General features: G+C 62.9%; 20 protein-coding genes. 4 read left to right on the top strand and 16 right to left on the bottom strand.

The window, feature by feature from the left end:
• Positions 1-8 precede the first annotated feature (8 nt).
• The 3 genes from SARO_RS02015 to SARO_RS02005 all read right to left on the bottom strand — a co-directional run bounded on the left by SARO_RS02015 (position 9) and on the right by SARO_RS02005 (position 2,798).
• Positions 9-536, bottom strand: coding sequence for a hypothetical protein (locus SARO_RS02015; protein WP_011444065.1), 528 nt, complete (start codon positions 534-536; stop codon positions 9-11).
• 83 nt (positions 537-619) lie between these two features.
• Positions 620-1,393, bottom strand: a complete 774-nt coding sequence (locus tag SARO_RS02010; RefSeq protein ID WP_011444064.1) for a slipin family protein — start codon at positions 1,391-1,393, stop codon at positions 620-622.
• A gap of 22 nt (positions 1,394-1,415) precedes the next feature.
• Positions 1,416-2,798: an NfeD family protein gene (locus SARO_RS02005; RefSeq protein WP_011444063.1), complete on the bottom strand. Its 1,383-nt coding sequence runs from the start codon at positions 2,796-2,798 to the stop codon at positions 1,416-1,418.
• Between the two features lie 300 nt (positions 2,799-3,098).
• On the opposite strand from SARO_RS02005, the gene SARO_RS02000 reads away from it, so the two are divergent.
• Both SARO_RS02000 and SARO_RS01995 read left to right on the top strand, forming a co-directional pair.
• A complete protein-coding gene (locus tag SARO_RS02000; protein WP_234007395.1) occupies positions 3,099-3,914 on the top strand; it encodes a universal stress protein in 816 nt (271 codons plus the stop codon).
• A 98-nt stretch (positions 3,915-4,012) separates the two neighbouring features.
• Entirely contained in the window at positions 4,013-6,748 is a 2,736-nt protein-coding gene (locus tag SARO_RS01995; protein ID WP_011444061.1) for a cation-transporting P-type ATPase, read from the top strand.
• Positions 6,749-6,812: 64 nt separating this feature from the next.
• On the opposite strand, the gene SARO_RS01990 is transcribed toward SARO_RS01995, so the two are convergent.
• The 11 genes from SARO_RS01990 to pal form a co-directional block, all read right to left on the bottom strand.
• A complete protein-coding gene (locus SARO_RS01990; RefSeq protein ID WP_011444060.1) occupies positions 6,813-7,487 on the bottom strand; it encodes a potassium channel family protein in 675 nt (224 codons plus the stop codon).
• The gene (locus SARO_RS01985) at positions 7,480-8,772 is read right to left on the bottom strand and encodes a TrkH family potassium uptake protein (protein WP_234007394.1); all 1,293 of its coding nucleotides are present in this window, start codon (positions 8,770-8,772) and stop codon (positions 7,480-7,482) included. Before SARO_RS01985 ends, SARO_RS01990 begins: the two co-directional genes overlap by 8 nt.
• A gap of 113 nt (positions 8,773-8,885) precedes the next feature.
• Complete coding sequence (locus SARO_RS01980; protein WP_011444058.1) at positions 8,886-9,734, bottom strand: universal stress protein; 849 nt, start codon at positions 9,732-9,734, stop codon at positions 8,886-8,888.
• 12 nt (positions 9,735-9,746) lie between these two features.
• Positions 9,747-11,480 (bottom strand): cation:proton antiporter, encoded by a 1,734-nt coding sequence (locus SARO_RS01975; protein ID WP_011444057.1) that lies wholly within the window; start codon positions 11,478-11,480, stop codon positions 9,747-9,749.
• Positions 11,480-12,022 carry a DUF2062 domain-containing protein gene (locus SARO_RS01970; RefSeq protein ID WP_011444056.1) on the bottom strand — a complete coding sequence of 181 codons (543 nt, stop codon included), beginning with the start codon at positions 12,020-12,022 and terminating at the stop codon, positions 11,480-11,482. Before SARO_RS01970 ends, SARO_RS01975 begins: the two co-directional genes overlap by 1 nt.
• A 466-nt stretch (positions 12,023-12,488) precedes the next feature.
• The gene (tolB, locus tag SARO_RS01965; RefSeq protein ID WP_011444055.1) at positions 12,489-13,844 is read right to left on the bottom strand and encodes a Tol-Pal system beta propeller repeat protein TolB; all 1,356 of its coding nucleotides are present in this window, start codon (positions 13,842-13,844) and stop codon (positions 12,489-12,491) included.
• Positions 13,841-14,464 carry a hypothetical protein gene (locus SARO_RS21415; RefSeq protein WP_234007393.1) on the bottom strand — a complete coding sequence of 208 codons (624 nt, stop codon included), beginning with the start codon at positions 14,462-14,464 and terminating at the stop codon, positions 13,841-13,843. Before SARO_RS21415 ends, tolB begins: the two co-directional genes overlap by 4 nt.
• A gap of 479 nt (positions 14,465-14,943) precedes the next feature.
• The gene (locus SARO_RS01955) at positions 14,944-15,423 is read right to left on the bottom strand and encodes an ExbD/TolR family protein (protein WP_011444053.1); all 480 of its coding nucleotides are present in this window, start codon (positions 15,421-15,423) and stop codon (positions 14,944-14,946) included.
• Positions 15,423-16,106 (bottom strand): protein TolQ, encoded by a 684-nt coding sequence (tolQ, locus tag SARO_RS01950; protein ID WP_011444052.1) that lies wholly within the window; start codon positions 16,104-16,106, stop codon positions 15,423-15,425. Before tolQ ends, SARO_RS01955 begins: the two co-directional genes overlap by 1 nt.
• A 173-nt stretch (positions 16,107-16,279) precedes the next feature.
• Positions 16,280-16,567, bottom strand: a complete 288-nt coding sequence (locus SARO_RS01945; RefSeq protein WP_011444051.1) for a hypothetical protein — start codon at positions 16,565-16,567, stop codon at positions 16,280-16,282.
• Positions 16,568-16,583: 16 nt separating this feature from the next.
• Positions 16,584-17,108: a peptidoglycan-associated lipoprotein Pal gene (pal, locus tag SARO_RS01940; protein WP_011444050.1), complete on the bottom strand. Its 525-nt coding sequence runs from the start codon at positions 17,106-17,108 to the stop codon at positions 16,584-16,586.
• A gap of 161 nt (positions 17,109-17,269) precedes the next feature.
• Here pal and SARO_RS01935 point away from each other — a divergent pair, with 161 nt between their 5' ends.
• Together SARO_RS01935 and SARO_RS01930 are read left to right on the top strand one after the other, a co-directional pair.
• Positions 17,270-18,730 (top strand): sensor histidine kinase, encoded by a 1,461-nt coding sequence (locus SARO_RS01935; RefSeq protein WP_041549946.1) that lies wholly within the window; start codon positions 17,270-17,272, stop codon positions 18,728-18,730.
• The gene (locus SARO_RS01930) at positions 18,727-19,419 is read left to right on the top strand and encodes a response regulator transcription factor (protein ID WP_041549944.1); all 693 of its coding nucleotides are present in this window, start codon (positions 18,727-18,729) and stop codon (positions 19,417-19,419) included. The genes SARO_RS01935 and SARO_RS01930 overlap by 4 nt, the downstream gene beginning before the upstream one ends.
• On the opposite strand, the gene SARO_RS01925 is transcribed toward SARO_RS01930, so the two are convergent.
• A complete protein-coding gene (locus SARO_RS01925) occupies positions 19,420-20,397 on the bottom strand; it encodes a serine hydrolase (protein ID WP_011444047.1) in 978 nt (325 codons plus the stop codon).
• Between the two features lie 357 nt (positions 20,398-20,754).
• Entirely contained in the window at positions 20,755-21,765 is a 1,011-nt protein-coding gene (locus SARO_RS01920) for a sodium:calcium antiporter (protein WP_011444046.1), read from the bottom strand.
• Positions 21,766-21,822: the final 57 nt, after the last annotated feature.

The raw sequence follows: 21,822 nt of genomic DNA, 5'->3' as shown, positions 1-21,822 counted from the left end.
CGTGCTGATCAAATAATCACTGTCTTCCCAGCAATATCCCGCTGCGCCTTGGTTCCGGACTCCGGCTCGGCAGAGCTATCCGGGCGGTCGATGCGGAGATGCACGTCCATTTCAGCAAGCGCATCGAGAACTGCGCCCTGGCGTTTCATGGGGCGCCAGTCGTAGAGGAAAATTTCGGCAGGGCGCCAGTTCGCCACCCAGCCAATGATCAACAGCCCTTCGTTGAGAAAGTCACCGAAAGGCACAGGGACAAGATCCACAGCCAGAAAACCAAGGCCCCAGCAAAGCGTCAGGAACCCCAGGCCTACGAGCAAGGCATGCCTGCCCTCCCGCAGCAGGAGCCGAAGGCGCCTGGCCTGCACGTCGCTGCGATATGCGAAATAGGAGCGAACGGCTGCGGCTATGGTGTCCTTGCCAACCGGTTCAGCTTCCGATGAGGCGACATGGATCACCAAACGATAGGCGCGCTCCGGCAACTCGAGCGCGCTCTCCAGGATGTATGCCTCTACCTCGTTGTCGAGGTCGCGCCCGACCATGGGCGAGGGATCGAATTGGTGGAAAAGATCTCTGAGGCTCCGGACCCTTAGATCAATCACTCCGCGATGTTTTTCCGGAATGGCTAGCCCTCCTGTGCCTGCTTGCTCCCCTTGAGCAGTTCCATGAAGTCCAGCGGGAAGGGAAATACGATTGTCGAGCTCTTCTCGCCCGCAATGACGTTGAGCGTCGACAGATAACGCAGCTGCATGGCCTCAGGGCGCTGTCCGAGGATTTCAGCCGCCTCCAGAAGCTTCTGCGCTGCCTGCTGCTCACCTTCGGCATTGATGACCTTGGCTCGCCGTTCGCGTTCGGCTTCCGCTTGCCGCGCGATGGCGCGGACCATGGATTCGTCGATATCAACGTGTTTGATCTCGACGTTCGCGACCTTGATGCCCCACGCATCGGTCTGGGCATCGAGGATTTCCTGGATATCTGCGTTGAGCTTGTCGCGCTCGGCCAGCATCTCGTCGAGCTCGTGCTTGCCGAGGACCGAACGCAGCGTGGTCTGTGCCAGCTCGCTGGTCGCCTGCATGAAGTTCTCTACCTGGATCGTGGCCAGGTCCGGCGCGATGACCCGGAAATAGATGACTGCGTTGACCTTCACCGAGACGTTGTCACGCGAGATTACGTCCTGGGTAGGCACGTCGAGCACGATCGTTCTCAGATCCATCCGGACGATCTGCTGGACGAATGGAACGAGGAGGATGAGGCCCGGTCCTTTCACGCCGGTAAAGCGACCCAGCGTGAAGACGACCCCGCGCTCATATTCCCGCAGGATCTTCACGGCCGCCATCAGGAACAGCAGCGCCAGGAATATTAGCGGAAGGTAAAATGCGAGTTCTCCGAGCATGCCCATGGCCTGTCTCCTTTCCCGAGAGCTAATTTGCGGGTTCAACCTCCACTGTCAGGCCCTGAAGCCGGATAATGCGGACCTCCTGTCCCGCGTGAAGCTCGCTGACGGCGCGGGCGTTCCAGCGCTCGCCATGGACCCGGACATGTCCGCCGGTTCCCTGCCAATCCAGCACGCTGCCGGTCGCACCGATCATTTCCTCGCGGCCGGTCGCAACGCTGCTCCGGCGTGACCGTAGCGCCAGTCGCATGGTCAGCACAGTTGCGCCGAGACTGGCGACGGCGATCGCCGCCAACACCGGGAGCGCGACACGGAATTGCGGGACATCTGTATCGAACATGATGGTCGCGCCGAGAACGAAGGCTATCATTCCACCGATGCCCAGGATGCCGAAGGAGGGCGAGAACGCTTCGGCCCCCATCAGTGCCAGGCCGAGCACGATGAGAGCGAGCCCGGCATAGTTCACCGGAAGGACGGACAGGGCATAAAAACCGAGCAAAAGGCTGATGGCCCCGATTGTACCGGGGTACAGCGCGCCGGGGTTCATGAACTCGAACAGCAGCCCGTAGGCGCCAATCATCATCAGGATCAGGGCGATGTTCGGATTGGTGATCGCTGACAGTAGCCGGGTACGCCAATCGGGAAGGACCTCCGTCAAGCGTACTCCGTCTGTCTGGAGCCGGACTTGTCCATTGCCCAAGGCGACGGTGAGACCATTGATCTGGGCGAGCAGATCACCGTCGTCTCGGGCCACGATATCGATGACCTTTTGCTCAAGGGCGCTCTTGGCCGAGAGGCTCGCCGCTTCGCGCACTGCCGCTTCCGCCCAGTCCGCATTGCGCCCCCGCATTTCCGCGAGTGAGCGAATGTAGGCAATGGCGTCGTTGAGGGCCTTGGCCTCGCTGGCACCGCCAGATTTCGCTGGAGATGAGGTGCCCTTGTCGTCGGCCTGCTGATCGCTGGATTTGGGCGTTGAGGGTGCGGCCGGCGCTCCCAATTGAACCGGTGTCGCCGCCCCGACATTGGTCCCCGGGGCCATTGCCGCCACGTGACTCGCAGTCAGTATGAAAGCGCCAGCGCTCGCAGCGCGCGCGCCGCTGGGACTGACATATGTCACAACGGGAACCGGAGAACCCAGGATGGCGCGAATGATCTCGCGCATCGAGGTGTCGAGCCCACCGGGAGTATCCATGCGGATGATCACCATCGGCGCGCCCTGCTCGGCCGCCCGGGCTATGCCGCCCGCGACGTAGTCTGCCGTCGCGGGGCCGATGGCCCCTTCGATCGTGAGAACGGGCACCTCATCTCTGCCGGGCTGCGTCTGGGCGTTGGCCCACGCCTGCGCGAAACCTGCCAACAGAAGCGATAGCAGGAACAGGCGGAGCCAGCTGTGGCGTACGATGGTGTCCATGGCATGGATCCCTCGGCGGTGAGGGGGCATTGTAGACTATTGCAGCGATCTTGTCCGGTTTATCTGGAAATTGCGTCCCGCAGGATTGCGCTGCCTAATTGCCTTGCAGTCAAGCGAGGTCCGGCTAGAATTGTTCCTGCGGGCCGGGCCCCTCTGACGATCCTGTGATCGTGATGTCGGACCGCATCGGGTGAGCCCGATGCTGTCTTGCGGTGCAAGAGCATGCCGACCGGGCCACTCGTTTCCTGACTGAAAGGGACGAGGACACACATGACACATGCGGCTTCAAGACGACTGGTGATGCTTTATGCGACAGTCGATACGTTCGATCTTGATGAGGGTGCGGCCCATTACGGACTGAGCGTTTGTGCTGCGTCCAATTCAGGCCTTACCGGGCTCCTGCTTAGTCTCGACGCCAATCTGCCGCCGTCGGCAGAGGGACGCAGCTACAGCCAGATGGAGGCTGAATCGGCAGAGCGCGTTGCAGCCAACCGAGCCAATGCCGAAGCGCTGGTGGCAGAGGCGGCGCGACGCGGGATCACCGCGCATACCGCGACGGATCTCGATCATTCGCGCGGTGTAATAGGATGGCTGGCGGATCATGCCCGGCTGCACGACCTTGTCGTGATCGGGGCCGACCGGCGCGGTATGATGAGCGATCGCATGATCGCCGAAAACCTGCTGTTCGAGATCGGCCGCCCACTGCTGCTGGTCCCGGCGCAACACAAGCAAGGGTTCTCGTGCAAGACCGTGGTCATCGCCTGGGACAACAGCAAGTCGGCTGCCCGGGCTCTGGGTGACGCGCTGGCACTGTTGCCAGAGGTGCAGGACCTCGCCTTCCTGATCGTGGGAGACGAAAAGGCCATCCCCTCGGCCCTGGACGACAGTGCCGTGGCTAGCCTCCTCTCCCGCCGCGGCCTTGCGGCCCGGGTCGTCCGCCAGCAACTGGGCGAGCGGTCGATCGGAACAGCGCTGCAGGAAGGCGCCCAGGAACTCGGCGCGGATCTGCTCGTCATGGGTGGGTTCGGTCATTCGCGGCTACGCGAGTTCATTCTGGGCGGGGCAACACTGTCCGTTTTCGACGATCCGCGCCTCCCCGTGCTTTTGTCGCATTAAGGTATGGTGCCGCGACCGACTGGCGGCTGACGAGCGTTGCCGACAGTTGCCGACGGGGCATAAGGACGAATTGCTCGCAAGGAGGCACGGCCGAGGGCATGCTCAAAGATCACAATCCCCTTTGGCATGCCCAACCGGTGGACGCCGTCCTGCGCAGCCTGCAAGCCGTGCCAAACGGGCTGAGTTCTGAAGAGGCGAGCCGCCGACTGGAGAAGTATGGCACGAACCGCCTGCCGGAACAGGCAGCGCGCAGTCCCTTCCTGCGTTTCCTTCGGCACTTTCACAACATTCTCATCTACGTGTTGCTGGCATCTGCCGTAATCACGGCGCTGATGGGGCACCTGGTGGATACCGGCGTGATCCTCGCCGTCGTGATGGCCAACGCGATCATCGGCTTCATCCAGGAGGGCCGCGCCGAAGGGGCGATGGCGGCGATCCGGCAGATGCTGGCCCCCCGTTCGGCGGTCCTGCGGAACGGTGTGCGAGCAACAATCGATGCGTCGGAGCTTGTTCCCGGTGACATCGTGCTACTCGAGCCAGGTGACCGGATTCCGGCAGACCTGCGCCTGATCGAGGCACGGGGCATGAAGGTGGAGGAGGCGATCCTTACCGGCGAATCTGTTCCGGTCGACAAGGATTGCTCCCCCGTGCCCGAGAATGCTTCGCTTGGAGACCGCGCCTCGATGGCCTTCAGTGGCACGCTGGTGGTGTCCGGAACAGCGCGCGGTGTGGTCGCGGCCACAGGGGGCGGCACGGAAATCGGCCAGATCAGCGGGATGCTCTCCCGGGTCGAAACGCTGACCACCCCGCTAGTTCACCAGATGGACATCTTCGCCCGGTGGCTGACCGCGTTCATTCTTCTTGTCGGCGCCGCAATCCTTGCATTCGGGACATTCGTCCGACAGCTGCCCTTCGACGAAATGTTCATGATCGTCGTGGGCCTGGCCGTCGCCGCAATTCCCGAAGGGCTCCCTGCCGTTCTCACCATCACGCTTGCCGTGGGGGTGCAGGCCATGGCGAAACGCAACGCCATTGTCCGCCGCTTGCCGGCTATTGAGACCCTGGGGTCGGTTTCGGTCATTTGCACCGACAAGACCGGAACGCTGACGCGAAACGAAATGATGGCCGCAGCACTGGTGTCTTCGGGCCGTGAGTATACCATCGAGGGTGCCGGCTACGCCCCGGCGGGGATGCTGCAGGCGGGCGGAGAACCAGTCGAAGCGAGCGGCGATCCCGTGCTGGTGGAATTCGCCCGCGCAGCCGCCTTGTGCAACGATGCCTCGCTGGTGCGATCCGGGGACGACTGGCGGGTCGAAGGCGATCCGATGGAAGGCGCATTGCTCGCACTTGCCGGAAAGATCAGCGATGGTTCGCTGCGCGCGTTCGAGCACCTGACGCGCACTGATGTCATCCCGTTTGATGCGGCCTGGCGCTACATGGCGGTCTTGTGCCACGACCATCAGGGGCAAGCCTTCGCCTATGTCAAAGGCGCTCCCGAGGCGATCCTCACGATGTGCGGCGACCAGCAGGACTGCAACGGCGAAACCGAACCCCTGGACGAAGCCTACTGGTCAAGGTCGGTCGAGACTCTCGCAGGGGACGGGCAGCGGGTTCTCGCCCTTGCAGTGCGGACCATGCGGCAGGACGATACGGTTCTGAACACCAGCGACCTTGAGGGCAAGCTTACCCTGATTGGCCTTGTCGGCCTCATGGATCCGCCGCGTGCTGAAGCGATCGAAGCGGTTTCGGAATGCCATGCCGCCGGCATCCGGGTGAAAATGATAACCGGCGATCACGCCGCAACTGCCCGGGCGATCGCCGCCCAGATAGGACTTCGCAATACCGGCCGCGTGCTCACCGGTGCCGACATTTCGGATCTGGCGGACGACCAACTGGCCGAAGCGGTTATGGAAACCGATATTTTTGCGCGCACCTCACCTGCCGACAAGCTGCGTCTGGTGACCGCGCTGCAGTCCCAAGGGCTGATCGTCGCCATGACCGGAGACGGCGTCAACGATGCGCCTGCTCTCAAGCGGGCGGATGCCGGAACCGCGATGGGCATCAAGGGCAGCGAAGCGGCCAAGGAAGCGTCCGAGCTCGTCCTGGCCGATGACAATTTCGCCTCGATCGCGGCCGCCGTGCGGCAGGGCCGGACGGTCTACGACAATATCAAGAAGGTCATCAGCTGGACCCTGCCGACCAGCGCTGGCGAAGCGATGACCATCGTGGTTGCCGTGCTCGCCGGCTTGTCCCTGCCTGTAACGGCTGTCCAGATCCTGTGGGTCAATCTCATCACGGCCACGACGCTCGGCATCGCGCTGGCCTTCGAGCCGAGCGAGAGAAAGACCATGCTCCGTCCACCCCGGGCTCGCGATGCACCGCTACTCACCGGCGAACTGATCTGGCATATTGTGCTGGTTTCGGGCCTGTTCGTCGTCGCCGTCTTCGGCATCTTCGCTTATGCGCTGGATAAGGGATATTCACTCGCGCTGGCCCAGACCATGGCTGTGAACACGCTGGTCGTGCTGGAAATCTTCCACCTCTTCTTCATCCGCAACATCTACGGCAGCTCGCTGAACTGGAGGGCGGTCAAGGGCACGCCGATCGTGTGGTTGGCAGTCATCGTCGTGACAGCCGCGCAGTTCGCGATAACCTTCCTGGAACCGCTGCAACGCGTCTTCGGCACACAGTCGGTCCCGATCCGCGATGGACTGCTCATTATTGGTGTCGGGGCTGCATTCTTTGGTCTGATCGAGATCGAGAAGCAGTTGCGCCTGAGCTTGCAAAATCTCAATGGGCGGCTTGCTCCTCACTTCCGACGCGAGGCCGCGTGACTTTCGCTGTGCTTCGCGCCGGAGCAGAATTAATTCAATACGCACAATAATGCGCGCGGGTTTTTCAGGTCTGTGCAGCGAATCGCTCAACCCTTTCAACTTCGCCGAGAATGATGAGGAGATCGCCTTCCGCCAGAGTGGTAGTCGCTTGTGCGTAAGTGAATATCTCATTTGGTCGCTTGACGCCGACAATTGTGACGCCATGACGTTGACGAACCTGTGCCTGCTCCAGCGTTAGCCCCACCAATTCACCCGGCGTGCGGGTCTTCACCATTGCAAAATCGTTATCGAGCTCGACAAAATCCATCATCTTGCCCGTCAGTATATGAGCAACCATCTGCCCCATTCGGGCTTCGGGGTAGATCACGTTCTGGACTCCGATGCTTTTCAGGATCTTGCCGTGACGTTCATTGGTTGCCTTTGCCCAGATAGTCTGAACGCCAGCCTCGATCACGGCAAGTGCCGTCAAAATGCTTGCCTCGATGTCGCCGCCAATTGCGATGACCGCGGTCTTGAAGTCCGCAATGCCGATTTGACGCAAGGCTTCGGGACTAGTGCAGTCTGCCTGTAGTACATGGGTTAAGCGATCAGCGGTTTCCTGAACGCGGCTCAGATCCTCGTCCACTCCAAGAACTTCATGGCCCATGCGGATGAGCGAGGAGGCCACGGCGGTGCCGAAGCGGCCAAGGCCGATTACCAGCACGGTTTCTGCGCGATTGCGATTTGGATTCCTAGCCAACGATCGGGCGCTCCTCTGGATAGCGGAAAGCTGTTCGGCCCATGCCCATGGCAAGAGCAGTAGAAATGGTGATGGTGCCAACCCTGCCGATGAACATCAGGATGATCAGAACAACCTGGCCAATCGGTCCAAGCTGCGCCGTGATACCTGTGGAGAGCCCCACGGTGGCGAATGCCGAAATCGTCTCGAACAGTACGGCCTGCAGCGGCAGGTGTGTCGCGGACAAGATGATCAGAGTGCCCACACCGATAAGTGCGGTGGAAAGCAATACAACCGTCAGGGCTTGTCGCTCAATTGCCGGGCCTATCCGGCGCCCGAAAATAGCTGCGTCGCGTTCTCCGCGCGCTTCCGACCAGACGACAATCCCAAGGAGGAAGAAAGTGGTGACCTTTATGCCTCCTGCAGTGCCAGCGCTACCTCCGCCAATGAACATCAGGATATAAGTGACAAGCAGTGTTTCTTCCTGAAGTGCTCCAATATCCAAGGCATTGAATCCTGTCGTGCGGGTCGTGACGGACTGGAAGGCACCATTCAGGATTTTATCGCCAAGGGGCATTGCGCCAAGCGTGGCGGGATTGCTCCATTCCGCCATAAGAACAGCGAGGAATCCGACTATCAGTAGCATGCCTGTTCCCAAGACGGTAATCTTGCTGTGCAACGTCCATGGCCCCGGCCCGTCGCGGCGATTGCGGATTTCGTGCAGGACCGGAAATCCGAGTGAACTGAGGACAATCGCAAGCATAACCGGGACGAGGAAGAGCCAGTCGTTCTGGAAGCCCATCAGGCTGTCGGAGAAAGTCGAAAATCCGGCATTGTTGAACGCTGAAACAGCATGAAAGATGCCGTGCCATGCGGCATCCGCCCAGTCGTAGCCATGACCAAAGTGCAACCGAAGAGTGAGCAAAAGGGCAAGCGTACCCTCGACGACTATCGTAACCAGCAGGATCAGGCGCAGAACGCTGCGGGCATCGTGTAAATCGAAGTGGCTGCGCTCTACGCGCGTGCGCAGCCGATCACTTAATCGGAAGCCCCGGCCAACCAGCAGCCCCAGCAATGTTGCGGCTGACATGATCCCGAATCCGCCGACCTGGAAGAGCAGGAGGATCACCCATTGGCCAAATGAGGACCAGTAAACTGGGGTGTCCTGTACTATCAGACCGGTAACGCAGATGGCTGAAGTGGACGTGAAGAGAGCCGTCAGAAAGGGGGCGCTACCTGCCCCCGCGCGCGCGATCGGCAGCATGAGAATGACCGTGCCAAGGACAATTGCCGCGGAGAAGACCAACGGAACAAGACGCGCTGGATGAGTAAGTCTAAGGGGCAAACTGAACCCTTCCCTGACAGGTCTTCTGTAGCCTAGCCGAGCACGTTCACATTGTCTCGAACCCGATAACGAGGCTATCTGTGTTCACTTCCAGTCGAGCCGATTTCCCGGACCACCAATGTGTCGATATCGGCACAGCGCAGCAACGATTCCGCCATCCGGCCCATGACCGCCGCGAAATACCCGCCAGAGCCATGGGTGCCGAGCACCAGCAAATCCGCGCCGAGCTCGTAAGCCGTGCTGGAGAGCACGGTGTGGGTCTCACCGTAGACGAGCTTGGCTGAAATCCTCTGCCGCACATTGGCGGGGATGGCGGGATCCAAAACAAAGGCATCGAGCTCTCGCTGCGCCTCGCGCGTCACGTCCTCCCGCACCTCATCGGAGCGCAACCATGCCTCATAAGGGACGTGGTAGGCGTGGACGAGGTGGATGGCTGCATCGGGAAAGAACTCCGCGGCAGTAAGCAAAGCCAGTCGCGAACAGCTGGAGTAGTCGGTAGCGACCACGATCGTGCGATAGGCATTATGCGGCCTCTGCTTGACGACCAGTACCGGAACCGTCGCGTGCCGCACCACATGGTCGACCGCCGTGCCGATGAAGTAGTCACCGACGTGATTGAAGCGCGCTACGCCGGTGACAATCAGGCCGCAGTCCGCAGATTTCGCGGCCTCGACGATAGCCGTCGGGGCAAGGTCCAAAGCCGGCAATATGTCCACGTCGGCTTCAGGATCGGCCAGGACTTCCCGCATTGCCTGATTCGCGAGTTCTGGTCGGGCATGGAGCCGCGAATCCGGCTCGATGGCATGAAGCACGATCAGCCGGACGCCCCACTCACCTGCAAGTTGCGTTGCCCGGTCAACCGCGCGGTCAGTTCTGGCACTGAGATCGGTCGCAACAAGGACCGGCTTGCCGTGAGTGGTCATCTGCTCTCTCCTTCAAGGGCTGTCACCTGTTTCATAGGCGCGCTGCTCGGTGATCCTGCGCCGGGTCACTTCGGCGTCCACGCCGGCGCCCACCAGGACATTGGCGGCGAGCTGGAGACTCGCCTCGACCGTCTCCGGGGTGCAGAAACTGGCGCCCAGTTCGAGGAGACGGCGGGCGTGCTCCGGATCCCTGGCCCGGGCGTGGATCGGCATTGATGGCCACCGCTGGTGTATCTGGTGAACAATCCGGCTGGCAGCTTCCGGATCGTTCATCGTCACGACGACGGCTGCGGCATGATCTATTCCCGCCTTGGCCAGGATTTCGCTGCGCGACGCATCGCCGTAGAATACCGGCAGGTGCCGATCCTTCAGGCCTGCGGTCATGGCCGCATCGGCATCGAGCGCAACAAAGGCCACGTTTTCCGCATCCAGCGCGCGGGCCAAAGTCTGGCCGACCCGTCCAAATCCGGCGATGATGATATGACCTTCGCAATCGGCGAAGCTCTCATCGGTGTCAGCCGCGGCTGCGAGACGCTTGCGCTCCATTGCCGCAGAAAGCTGCCGAGCCAGATGTGCGACCACCGGGGTCAGCAGCATGCTGATGCCGGTGACAATCAGGATTTGTTGCTCAAGGACGCCGCCAACAACACCGAGGCCCGCTGCAACCCCAACGATGACAAAGGCGAATTCGCCGCCCTGGCCCAGCAACATCCCGGCTTCCGCAGCGACATGCCGCGGCCTGCCGAAGGCGATGGCCAATCCCGTAATGACCACGGCCTTCAGCAGCCAGAGCCCGGTGACCATCCCGGCAATCTCGAGCGGACTGGCGAGAACCTGACGCCAGTCGATGCCCATGCCGACCGACATGAAGAAAAGCCCCAGCAGGAGGCCTTTGAAAGGCTCGATGTCGACTTCGATCTGATGGCGGTATTCGGTCTCGGCCAACAGCAGCCCGGCGAGAAAGGCGCCCAGCGCCATGGACAGTCCGAACCGGGCGGTCAACGCTGAGACCCCGATGACGGTCAGCAGTACCGCGGCGGTGAACATTTCCGGGCTACGCGTCTGCGCCACCTGGCGCAGTACCGGCCTCAACAATAGGCGTCCGGCCAGATAGATCAGAACGATCGCCAGTGTCGCCTTCCCCAACGCCCCCGCCAGGCCGGCAGCGAGACCACCGCTGCCCGGGGTCGCAATCACGCCGACCATGAAGAGAATTGGCACCACCGCCAGGTCCTGCATCAGCAGGATGGCAAAGCCGGTCTTCCCGACCGCGGAAAATTGGCGGCGCCCGTGAATGAGCAGCTGCATGACGATCGCGGTCGACGACAAGGACAATGCTGCCCCGACGATCAGGGCGGTGGGCTCCTCCACACCAAGACCTGTCGCGATCCAGGCGATCAGACCGGCCGTCAGCAGAATCTGGAGCGATCCCATGCCAAACACGAGGGCGCGGCCCGACCATAGCCGTTCCAGCGAGAGTTCCAGGCCGATCATGAACAGCAGGAAAACCACGCCGATCTCGGCCAGCCCGCGAACACCGGCGATATCGGAAATGACCGCGTGCGAAAGGAACGGATAGTCAGCCGCAAGCAACCCAAGCCCGTATGGCCCGATCACACCGCCGATCAACAGATAGCCAAGGATCGGATTTACCCGGATCCGGTTCAGCAGCGGAACCGCAAGCCCGGCAGCGGCAAGCAGAACGAGCGCTTCTCGAAGAAAAGGGATTCCCGGATGTGGCTCCATCAATCCTTCCCGTCCTGGTAGCTGTCCACCGCGCCCGACTGCATCCGTCGACGCCATTGCCGGGCCAATGAGAAGCGCCAGCCAAGATGGACCAGCGCGAAGCCTGCAGCAGCAGAGACAATCGCGAACAGGAGGAGCCCGACAAGGGTCGGGAGCGACGCGCTTGTCAGCGCCTCCATCATCGCACCAGTGTGAGCGCGGTTCGCTTGAGGACTCTCACCCGCAGACCCAATCAGGAATGAGCCTGTACGATAGGCAGCATAGTAGATCGGCGGGAAGGTCAGCGGATTGGTAACGAGGGTGGCCGCAGCCGCGACCAGCAGATTGCCTCGTGCCGTCGCAGCGAGCAGCGCCGCCACCACGATCTGCCCCAGTGGGAGAACAAAGCCCACGAACAGCCCGAGCGCGACACCACGCGCGACGTTCCGGCGATTGAAATGCCAGATTTCCGGATGGCTCAGCCGATGCGCGATGGGGCGCAACCAGCGGTTGGCGAGGAGAACCTCACGATCCGGTGATATGCGCTTGAACCACTTCCGCACGGAGCTCCACCTGCCGACAAAGGAGGTAGCTCGATGGCTGTCCGCTGAAGAAGGGATCAAGCAACCCAGCCGACAGCCACCGAGCGGTTCGCGCCGCATAGGGGTAAAATGCGGCTTCGTCCCCGGCAACATGGCCGGGAAAGGCTGGAGGTTAACCGCTGAGCCGTCGAGCTGCACCTAAAAAGACCATAATAACGACCGCCTTGCTAAAGGCCGATAAGAAGACATGGACTCCGAACTTCCCTTGATGCGTTGATGCCCGGCGTGAGAGGCCCCGAGGAGAAACAGCCGATCCTGGTCGCGCTTATCGTCCTTCTCGGCATGGTCCTTGCCGCGCTTGTCGATCGGATGCTTGGTGCCTAGGCGCCAATTTCGCGTTCGGTCGATTTCCCATTGGCCGACCTGCAAAATGACAAATTGATTCGCGCGCGCCGGCAATGGCACTGCGGTGGCCGGTAAAGGCCTATCACGGCAACAACGGTCCCCAGGCAGGGTCGGAGGCGTCGCCCGGCGTCGACAAGCGCCGCTCGTTGCGACCGGTAAGATCGACCTGCCAGACACTGGCCTTGCCTGAGCCCTTCTCGGTGCGGAAAAACTGGATGATCCGGCCATTGGGTGACCAGGTTGGCGCCTCATCCTGCCAGCTATCCGTCAGATAACGCAGGTCCCCTCCACCGGGGCTCACGACGGCTATGCGCAAATTGCCGACTATGTGCGTAAATGCGATCTGGTCACCGCGCGGGCTCCATTCCGGTGTCGCGGCGCGCCCGCCGAAGAAGCTGATGCGCCGATGGTCGGAACCATCGGCGTTCATCACGTAGATTTGCTGGCTGCCGGACCGATCGCTTTCGAAGACGATCCTCGACCCGTCGGGGGAGAAGCTGCCGCCGACATCGATTCCCGGGGTGTCGGTAAGGCGCTGACTGGCCCCGCCGCTCGCCGGCACCTTGTAGATGTCGGTATTGCCAGCAGTCGCCATCGAATAGAGGATCCACTTGCCGTCGGGCGACCAGCGCGGGGCGAAGGTGGGACCTGGCGTTTCCGTCACGAGGCGCTGGGTATTGGCCGCCAGATCATAGACATAGATGCGCGGGCGACCGTTGAGATACGACAGATACAGGATCGACTTGTAATCCGGCGAAAAGCGCGGGGTCAGTGCAGTTGCCTGCCCACTCGTCAGATAGCGGTGGTTGGCCCCGTCCGAATCCATGATGGCCAGGCGCTTCATGCGGCGATCCTTGGGACCGGACTCAGCGATGTAAGCAACGCGGCTATCGAAGAAAGGGCTCTCGCCCGAGAGGCGGGCATAGATCATGTCCGCGCACTTGTGCGCCGCACGGCGCCAGTCCGCAGGGGCAACGGTCCAGCCCGCTTTCTCGAGTTGCTGCTTTAACGCAACGTCATAGAGGTAGCATCCAACCGTCAGTTGCCCATCCCCGTTGGCTCGCACATAGCCCTGGACGAGCATCTCCGCGCTGCGAGCGGACCACACCGCGAAATCGGGAGCCTGAACCTGTTCGAAACCGGGCCTTGGCAGGCTTTCAGGCCCGACCGGCTTGAATAGCCCGTTGTTCCTGAGGTTGGCGCTGATCACCTGGGCGAGCGCCTGGCCCAATGCTGACGTCGACCCTGCGCTGGTCGGCGTCGGCACATCGGCGTTGGTCGCAAAGGCCGGGATCGCGATCCCGAGATCCTGCCACTCGCTGTCATCCGACACCGTACCGGAAAGCCCGCCTTCTTCGGCCGGTTGCGGCTCGGTCTGCTGCGCCTGTGCAGGGGCGGCGGCGAGCAAGGCGAAGGCGAACAGCATGCGCAGCGTCATTGCGACAATTTCCTGTCAAATCGGAAGGAGGCGACGCGCTTCCACGCATCGTGGTATTCGGCGGGGAGATTGAACGGTGCCGCCAGCTGCACCGCACGGATCGCCTGTTCGGCATGACGGGCAGCCTGGGCGCGGTTAGCATCGGTGATGCCTTCCTGGCGGACCACCTGGGGCGAGCCCGCAAGGCTGCCATCGCGATTGAGGGACCACGACAGCACCGTCACCAACGCTTCCGTCTCGACGCCTTGCGGCACCACCCAATGCGGCTTGAGCTGGCGCGATATGGAACCGGCAAGCGCTGATTGCACGGCGGGGCCGATTGCGGCTGCCGGGGGCGTCCGGGCAGTTCCGCTGGTCTGCGCACCAGAAACGCCCTTGAGAAAATCGTCGCCTAACCGGCTGCCGCCCGGCGCGGCTGCTGGACGCGCGGCCTGGCTGCCTGAACGTGAAGCCGGAACGCCCTTCAGGAAATCATCGCCAATCCGGCTCGTGGCCGCGGGGGGCCGTGCGGGCGCGGATGCCGCAGCAGGCGAAGGGCGGGCAGCAGGCGCGGGCGTAAGAGCACGCTGCGGGAGCGCCGGAGCCGGTTTGGGCGCGGGCTTGGCCGCCGCCTTGGCCACTGGCGGCGGGGCAGGAGCCAGCGAAGGCCGCGGCGCGGGTTGAGGCGTCGGGCGCGGTGCCGGGATGGGCGCAGGAGAGGGTTTCGCGACTGCGCTGGCGGTGGGTTTCGGAGCAGGCTGAGGCTTTGGGGGCGGCGCCGCTTTTGGTGCCGGCGGCGCCGGTTTCGCCGGAAGCGGTGCGGGCGGGCTTTCAGGAGCCGCCCTGGTTTCGATCGGGGGCGATGACGCCGCAGGCGGCGCCGGCTCACCGAGACTCGGTGCGACGTCGGCGGCAGCCTCGGCAGCAGGAGCCGGCGACGTCGAGGTCAATCCGACTGAGTCTGTCAGCGTTACGGTCATGCGCTCAGGCGGAGGCGGCAGAGCCACCGAGACCGGCTTCCAGGCCAGCGCGGCAAGCAGCAAGGCATGGAGCCCTGCCGCCAGGACCAGCCCGACGCGCTCATCGCGCGAAGTCGGAAGCAGGGATCCGACCGTTGCGTTCACGGCGCCGGCTTCTCCCGATCCTGCGAACCTGCCTCGCCGGCCGCGAGGGTGATCAGCGAAATCGAGTTGAATCCTGCCTGGTTGAGTTCGCCCATGACTTCCATGATGCGCCCGTAGTCGAGGGACCGGTCAGCCCGCAGGGTTACCAGCGGGGGCTCTCCGCCTGCGGAGCGCGGCAGGCCGGCAAGCTGATCGGGCAATGCTCCGGGGGGAACCTCGACATCGTCGAGATAGACGCGCCCGTCGCGCGAGAGGCTCAGCGTTACCTGATCCTTGTCTTCGCCAAGTGCCTTGGCCTTGCTCTCGGGCAGGTTCACCGGGACTCCGGCCCTGAGCAGCGGCGCCGTCACCATGAAGATGATCAGCAGCACGAGCATGACATCGACCAGCGGCGTCACGTTGATTTCGGACATGGGGCTGCGGCCGCCGAAGCCCCGGCGCCCGCGCCCCGAACCGCCCGAAAGGTTGACCGCCATCAGAGCGCGTCCAGTTCGCGGCTGAGATTGCCGCGCAGGTATCGGGCGAAGCGTACCAGCCGCGCTTCAAAGCGGTTCAAGCTGTGACCAAACCGATTGTAGGCAATAACGGCGGGGATCGCAGCAAACAGACCGATGGCTGTCGCGAGCAAGGCTTCGGCGATGCCCGGCGCGACCACCGAGAGCGAGGTGTTCTGCGATGCCGCGATCGAGGTGAAGCTGCGCATGATGCCCCAGACCGTCCCGAACAGCCCGACGAAGGGCGCGATGGAGCCGATGGTCGCCAGGTAGTTGAGTCGTTCGGACAGGCGATCGACTTCCCCCTCGATCGCGCCCTCGAGCACGTCGGCGATCCGCTCGCGGGCCGCGTCCTTGTCGAGGCTGGCCCTGGCCCGGACCGACTTGCTCCATTCAGCCATCGCGGCCTTGAACAGGGCGGCTGCAGGAGAAGCATCGCGGGCGAGGTGCTTGCTGCTTTCGCCGGTAAATCCCGCTTCCCTGATCTCGGCCTCGAACAGGTCGCTTGTCGCGTGCGCCCTGCGGTTCTTGAGGATCTGGGCAACGATGATCGCCCAGGTCCAGATGCTGGCTGCCAAAAGGCCGAGCATGATCACTTTGACGACGATGTCGGCCTGCGCGAACAGCGCGATCGGGGAGAAGTCGGTAACAGCGTCGGTTGTCATCGGGACAGTTGGCCTTGGATCAGTGACAGGGTGCGCGCCCGCAAGAGACGCGCACCCGGGGGTGCCTGTTCGAACGCGTCAGAACAGGCCGGTGCGAGGATCGTGACGGCGGCCGGAGCAATGCAGCCGCGGCTCGGTTGAACGCATGCCCAAGCGACGCCAGCGGCCTGGCGCTATTGTCGCATGCTCACAGAGACGCCCATGATGATGCTGATGATCAGCAGGGTCACCATTGTGACGAGGATCGGCAGTGCCGGCCGCCGGACGTAGCGATCAAACTCTCGCAGTGCGCGGGTATGATCGGGGTCCTGGGTCAGGGCCATGAACTGTGTCCCGTTCACCTCGTCGAACAGCTCCTTCAGTTCCTCACATTCGGCGGAGTTGAGCGCGCCTTCCTTGCGCAGGATTTCTCTTGCTCTCCGGAAGGCGCGCTCTGTGCTGCTGTTCATCGCCGTGGCCATGCGCAGCCCGGCGATTTCAGCGGATCACCATCGTGACCGCGCGGCGGTTCTGGGCCCAGGACTGCTCATCCGAACCCAGCGCCTCCGGACGCTCCTTGCCGTAGGAGACCACCGACATGCGGGTCGTTGCGACTCCGAGTGAAGCCAGGAAGTTCTTCGCGGCGTTGGCGCGCCGTTCGCCCAGCGCAAGGTTATAGTCCCGGGTGCCGCGTTCGTCGGCATGGCCCTCGATCGTGACATTCACGTTCGGATACTGCGCCAGCCAGGAAGCCTGGCGGGTAAGGGTCGCCCGGTCGGTATCGTCGAGACCATAGGAATCGAAATCGAAGAAGACCCGGTCGCTGCCGGCCGTGCGCCGCAGGTCGGCCTGGCTGCCCGGACCGATATAGTTGCCGTTGGCGTCGTAATCTCCGTTATTGGCAGCCACGGGCGCCTGCGGGCCAGGCTCGGGCGGGAGCGATTCAGGGGCGCGCTTCTGGCCGCAGGCGGAAAGGGCCAGCGCACCGGAGGCGAGGAGTGCAAGGGCAAGCGTACGCTTCATGGGTGGATCTCCTGTCCGTTACTTGGCGAAGAACTAGCCCAGCTTGCCGGCGGCCGGTATTATAGGTTTTTTATGCATGGACGCTGCCCGGCGGCGCGCACACAAGACAAGCGATGGACCTCTTTGCCGAAACCAGCCTGCGAGACGAATTACGCCGGACAATGATCAGCAAGGCGAGCGCCTGGCGCGCGCCTGCGGTCATTTTCGCGGTGACCGCGGTGCTTGTCATCGTGCTCAAGCCGATCCTCGATGGCGAGGTCTCGTCGGGGATGCTCTTCATGCTGGGCATTACCCTGGTGGGCGCGCGCTCGGGACTGACGCCTGCGCTGATCTCCGCGCTTCTGGCCTCTGCCATCTTCAACTTTTTCCTGGCGGATCCGGTCCTGACCTTCCGGATGTCGTCCGGCGAAGATCTCGCGCCGCCGCTGATCTTCACGGCTTGCGCTCTGGTCTCAGGGCTTCTTGCGGGCAGGCTCAAGGATAAGACCTTCCAACTTGGCCGCACGAACCTCCAGCTCGAAAGCTTGCTCGAAACCAGCAGGTTGCTCCAGGCCGCACCCGACGTGGCTGCAATCGAAGCCGCCCTGGCCACCACGGTTCCGGGGCGTCTCGGATTCCGGCTTTCGCTTTACGGTCTCAAGGACGGAACGACCGAGGCGCTGCCCGCGTCGGATAGGCGGCCCGAGGCCCTTGCTCTCGCCCGGCAGGCGATTGAAGGCGACGGTATCGTTCGCCACCGCGACAGTATTGCCTTCCGACTTGACGGCAGCCGCTCGTGCGTCGGCGCCCTGGTCGTCGAAAACGTCAGCGGCGCGCAAGTGGACCCGGCATTTCTGGAAGCGCTGGCGAGCCTCGTTGGCCTGGCGCTCGAACGCGCCCGCTTTGCCTCAGTGATTGCGGAAGCCGAGGCCAATGTCCGAACCGAGGAACTGAAATCTGCGCTTCTATCTTCGGTCAGCCATGACCTGCGCACGCCGCTCACCGCGATCAGCGCTTCGGCCTCGAGCTTGATCGAATTCGGCAGCCGGTTCGACCGTGAAACCTCGAAAGCGCTTCTCCAGGGGATCGTCGACGAGTGCGACCGGCTCAACCGATTCACAGCCAACCTGCTCGAGCTCAGCCGGCTGCAGGCAGGCGGACCCAGCATCGCCGGCCAGGTCCTTTCGGTAAACGACGTCGTGCGCGCGGTCGTCCAGCGGCTGCGCACGCGCTTTGCCGGACGCGAGATTTCGGTATCCTCGACCGATCCGGAAATCCTGGTGACTGCGGACACCGCCCTGTTCGAATTGGCCGTGACCAATGTCATCCAGAACGCGCTCATCTACAGTGAGCCCGATATGCCTGTTCTGGTGCAGAGCAGTTGCGACCGCAATCAGTGCGTCCTGACCGTCACCGACCAGGGCTGCGGCGTTCCCGAAGCCGAGCAGACACGCGTCTTCGAGCGGTTCTATCGGGTGAAGCGCAGCGAGCCTTCGCCCCAGGGGAGCGGTCTTGGCCTGGCAATTGCCAAGGGTTTTGTCGAAGCTTTCGAGGGAACAGTCAAACTCATGTCGCCAGTGATCGGCGGGAAAGGCACGACCGTCACGATCACCCTGCCGGTCGTCAGCGAGGTGAAGGCATGATGCAGGGGCACGTGCTGCTGGTCGATGACGAACCGGCGCTCATTACCGTTCTCCAACCGGTGCTCAAGGCGGCTGGCTGCACTGTCACCGTAGCAACCGATGGCAATGCCGCGATCAGCGGCGTCATTGCGCATGATCCCGACGTGGTGTTGCTCGACCTCGGCCTGCCCGACATGGATGGCAAGGAGGTCATCCGCGTGATCCGCGAATCGAGCCAGGTCCCGATCATCGTGATCTCCGCGCGGCACCAGGAGGCTGAGAAGATCGCGGCGCTCGACGAAGGCGCCGATGACTATGTCAACAAGCCCTTCGAAATCGGCGAACTCATGGCCCGGATCCGTGTCGCCGTCCGGCGAGCCACATCGCAGCCAGCCAATGCCGCGATATTCGAGGGCGGTCCCTTGCGGATCGATTTTGCGAAGCGCGAAGTCGAGCTGATGGGCGAGCCCATCAAGCTCTCCCCCAAGGAATACATGCTGCTCCATGCGCTTGCGCGAAATGTCGGCCAGGTCGTCACGCACAAGCGGCTGCTGGCCGCAGGCTGGGGCAATTCGACCGCCGACCTCCAATATCTGCGCGTCTACATGGGGCTGCTGCGCCAGAAGCTCGAGGAAAATCCGTCCGAGCCCGAACTGATCGTGACCGAGCCGGGCCTGGGCTATCGCCTCATTGTCCGCGACGCAGGGTAATCAGTACCGCCGGAGTGCCGCGATCACATCGGTGAGCAACCTGTCGCTGATCGAGCGGGGATTGCCTGCGCCTGACGTGGAAACGACGACCACATAACGCTGCCCGGTCCGGGCGCGAAGGAAGGCAACCGCGCCCGCAGAGGCAGCCGGGCCGGTAAGCGGGGAAGCCCCGGTCAGCCGCGAGACCAGCCAGCCTGCCCTTTCTGCGCTTGAACCGTCCTGTTCGAGCAACTGCAACAGGTGTGCGGTCGAGTCCTCCTTGAGAACCCTGCCGGCAAACAGCTCGCCCAGCGCGAAGGCCATTCCATCGGGCGTCGCGCCGTCGGGCGGCCCGCCCTCGGCCGCCTTGCCTTGCGGCAGCCGGACCAGGTCCCGGTTCGATGGTCCGAAGGCAACTTCGCCGAACCCGCGACGTTCGAGCCATGCCGCCATGCCAGACGGCCCCATCAAGCCAGCAAGAATTTCGTCCTGGGCCGAGCGGTCATCTTGGGCGACGGCCTTCCGCAAGAGGGCGCTGACCTGCTCATGCCGTTCCGGACCACGCGCTCTTGTCTGCAAAGGGACGCGCTGATCGAGCGAGAGTTCGCCCTGATCGACGGCTTCGAGCAGGACCGCCCCGAGCCAGATGCGCCGCAAGCTGCCCTGAGGAAAGGACGTCGCACCGCGAAAGCCCGCCACCCAGCCATCGCTGACCGACCGCACCAGCACCGCGTTCCGGCCCGGCATTCGTTCTGCGAGTTGCTCGAGTTCCGCTTGCAGTCCCTGCGGCGCGCCGGCCTCTGCGGCACGGCTCTCGCCGACGACCTGCTCCATGGCCGTCTTGCGTGCCGGCAACACTTGACTGGTACTGCCGAGAACCGAATGTGCGACCACGGCAAGCGCGAGGCCCATCAGCGTGATCACCCAGACCAGGGCGGACCTGCCGCCTGCGGGTTGTCTGGACAGTCTCGTCTTCAGCAGGGTCAGCAGGTAGCGCATTGGCGCCTGATCGGCCCATTTGCGCAGGACAGTTACTATGGGCTTTTTAGGTGCCGCCGGTGCGGGGCGGCTTTACCCGAGGCATGGCCAGAAATGACAGCATGCCACCGGATTTATATATGGCGCGTTCGACGCGGCCAGCAGTCCGGTCGCTGCCTGCTGCACCGTCACCGGCTCACGTGACCGGTCACGCTGCCGGATCTCTCCGGCAGCGTGTCTGAAATCCTGAAGGGGGCAGATGCGACTCGAAGGGCTCCCGTGCGCAAAGCGTAAACGCTTGTTCCATTTTTTGTTTTTATCGGATTTTTATGCAGGCGGTTTTTGTGGAATCACAACCGTCCGCTAGCGAGGCATCGCTCAGTGTCCGAGCAGGAAGCTGGCATAGGCGCTGAACAGGTAAGCCATCAGCAGCGACAGACTGATCCAGCTGATCGTGCCCCGGATCCGGCTTTCGGGCTTGAACAACAGCGCCACGATGAAGATGCCGGACATGATCACGGCGGTGAAGGCCGTGACGGCATGAGCAGTGGAGACCGAGGACAGGAGCGGCCCGTTCGTGTAGGCAATATCATCGATGGCGATGATCAGCACGTCGAAGAGATTGCTGCCGAGCAGGTTGCTGATCGCCATGTCGACCGCCCCCATGCGCAGCGCGCTGATGCTGACCACGAGTTCCGGAACCGATGTCGTAGCGGCGATCAGCAGGGTTCCCACGAAGGTAGTCTGCCAGCCCATCTGTTCGGCGATGTCGACACCCACGAAAGGCAGCCAGATTCCAGCTGCGACCACGATGCTGGCTGCAAGCAGATAGCGGCCGATCGCCTGGCGCAGGGTCATGCCCGCATCGGTCTCATGCACCGGTAGTGTCCCCGTGACCCGGCGCTGGAAATCAAAGGCGGCGCGCATGGCGATGAGGTAGAGCAGCACCAGGAAAGGGGTGTAGACGCTCACATGGCGAACGCTGGCATCCAGCCCGCTCCCGCGCAGCAGGATCAATGCACCGACTGTGCCGATCAGGATGACGCCAAAGCCAGCAGTCAGGATATGGCCCTGATCGATCCGGCGGTATACCGGATCCCGGCGGGATAATTCGTCAAGCAGCACCAGCATCAGCAGGTTGAAAACGCAGCTGCCCAGAGCGTCGCCGACGGCAATGTTGGGCGCGTCGGCGATCGTGACGGCGCTTACGCCGGTAAACAGTTCCGGCAGGGATGTGGCGGTCGCCAGCAGGATCAGGCCGATCCACGAGCGGGACAGCCCGGTCAGCTGGGCAATGCGGTCACCGTTCCTGACCAGTGCTGGACCCGCGAATGCAATCAACGCCGAACAAAGCGCAAGCTTGAGCCATGGAAGAGCGGGATCGATCACGTCGCTTCGAGCCTTAGCATACGGTTAACATTCGAGGATCCTCGTCAAGACGTCCGG

The sequence above is a fragment of the Novosphingobium aromaticivorans DSM 12444 genome (assembly GCF_000013325.1).
In the GTDB taxonomy this organism is placed as follows: Bacteria; Pseudomonadota; Alphaproteobacteria; order Sphingomonadales; family Sphingomonadaceae; genus Novosphingobium; species Novosphingobium aromaticivorans.
The sequence above is the reverse complement of the archived record's forward strand: the minus strand, read 5'-3'. Positions and strand labels throughout refer to the sequence as shown.

What these genes read in the sequence shown, in the direction of transcription:
- SARO_RS01935 (WP_041549946.1), top strand. Translation starts at nt 17,270, where the DNA reads ATGATCAGCAAGGCGAGCGCCTGGCGCGCGCCTGCGGTCATTTTCGCG.
- SARO_RS01945 (WP_011444051.1), bottom strand. Translation starts at nt 16,567, where the DNA reads ATGGCCACGGCGATGAACAGCAGCACAGAGCGCGCCTTCCGGAGAGCA.
- tolQ (WP_011444052.1), bottom strand. Translation starts at nt 16,106, where the DNA reads ATGACAACCGACGCTGTTACCGACTTCTCCCCGATCGCGCTGTTCGCG.
- SARO_RS01955 (WP_011444053.1), bottom strand. Translation starts at nt 15,423, where the DNA reads ATGGCGGTCAACCTTTCGGGCGGTTCGGGGCGCGGGCGCCGGGGCTTC.
- SARO_RS01975 (WP_011444057.1), bottom strand. Translation starts at nt 11,480, where the DNA reads ATGGAGCCACATCCGGGAATCCCTTTTCTTCGAGAAGCGCTCGTTCTG.
- SARO_RS02005 (WP_011444063.1), bottom strand. Translation starts at nt 2,798, where the DNA reads ATGGACACCATCGTACGCCACAGCTGGCTCCGCCTGTTCCTGCTATCG.
- SARO_RS02000 (WP_234007395.1), top strand. Translation starts at nt 3,099, where the DNA reads ATGCTTTATGCGACAGTCGATACGTTCGATCTTGATGAGGGTGCGGCC.
- SARO_RS01980 (WP_011444058.1), bottom strand. Translation starts at nt 9,734, where the DNA reads ATGACCACTCACGGCAAGCCGGTCCTTGTTGCGACCGATCTCAGTGCC.
- tolB (WP_011444055.1), bottom strand. Translation starts at nt 13,844, where the DNA reads ATGACGCTGCGCATGCTGTTCGCCTTCGCCTTGCTCGCCGCCGCCCCT.
- SARO_RS01995 (WP_011444061.1), top strand. Translation starts at nt 4,013, where the DNA reads ATGCTCAAAGATCACAATCCCCTTTGGCATGCCCAACCGGTGGACGCC.
- SARO_RS02015 (WP_011444065.1), bottom strand. Translation starts at nt 536, where the DNA reads ATGGTCGGGCGCGACCTCGACAACGAGGTAGAGGCATACATCCTGGAG.
- SARO_RS02010 (WP_011444064.1), bottom strand. Translation starts at nt 1,393, where the DNA reads ATGGGCATGCTCGGAGAACTCGCATTTTACCTTCCGCTAATATTCCTG.
- SARO_RS01930 (WP_041549944.1), top strand. Translation starts at nt 18,727, where the DNA reads ATGATGCAGGGGCACGTGCTGCTGGTCGATGACGAACCGGCGCTCATT.
- SARO_RS01925 (WP_011444047.1), bottom strand. Translation starts at nt 20,397, where the DNA reads ATGCGCTACCTGCTGACCCTGCTGAAGACGAGACTGTCCAGACAACCC.
- pal (WP_011444050.1), bottom strand. Translation starts at nt 17,108, where the DNA reads ATGAAGCGTACGCTTGCCCTTGCACTCCTCGCCTCCGGTGCGCTGGCC.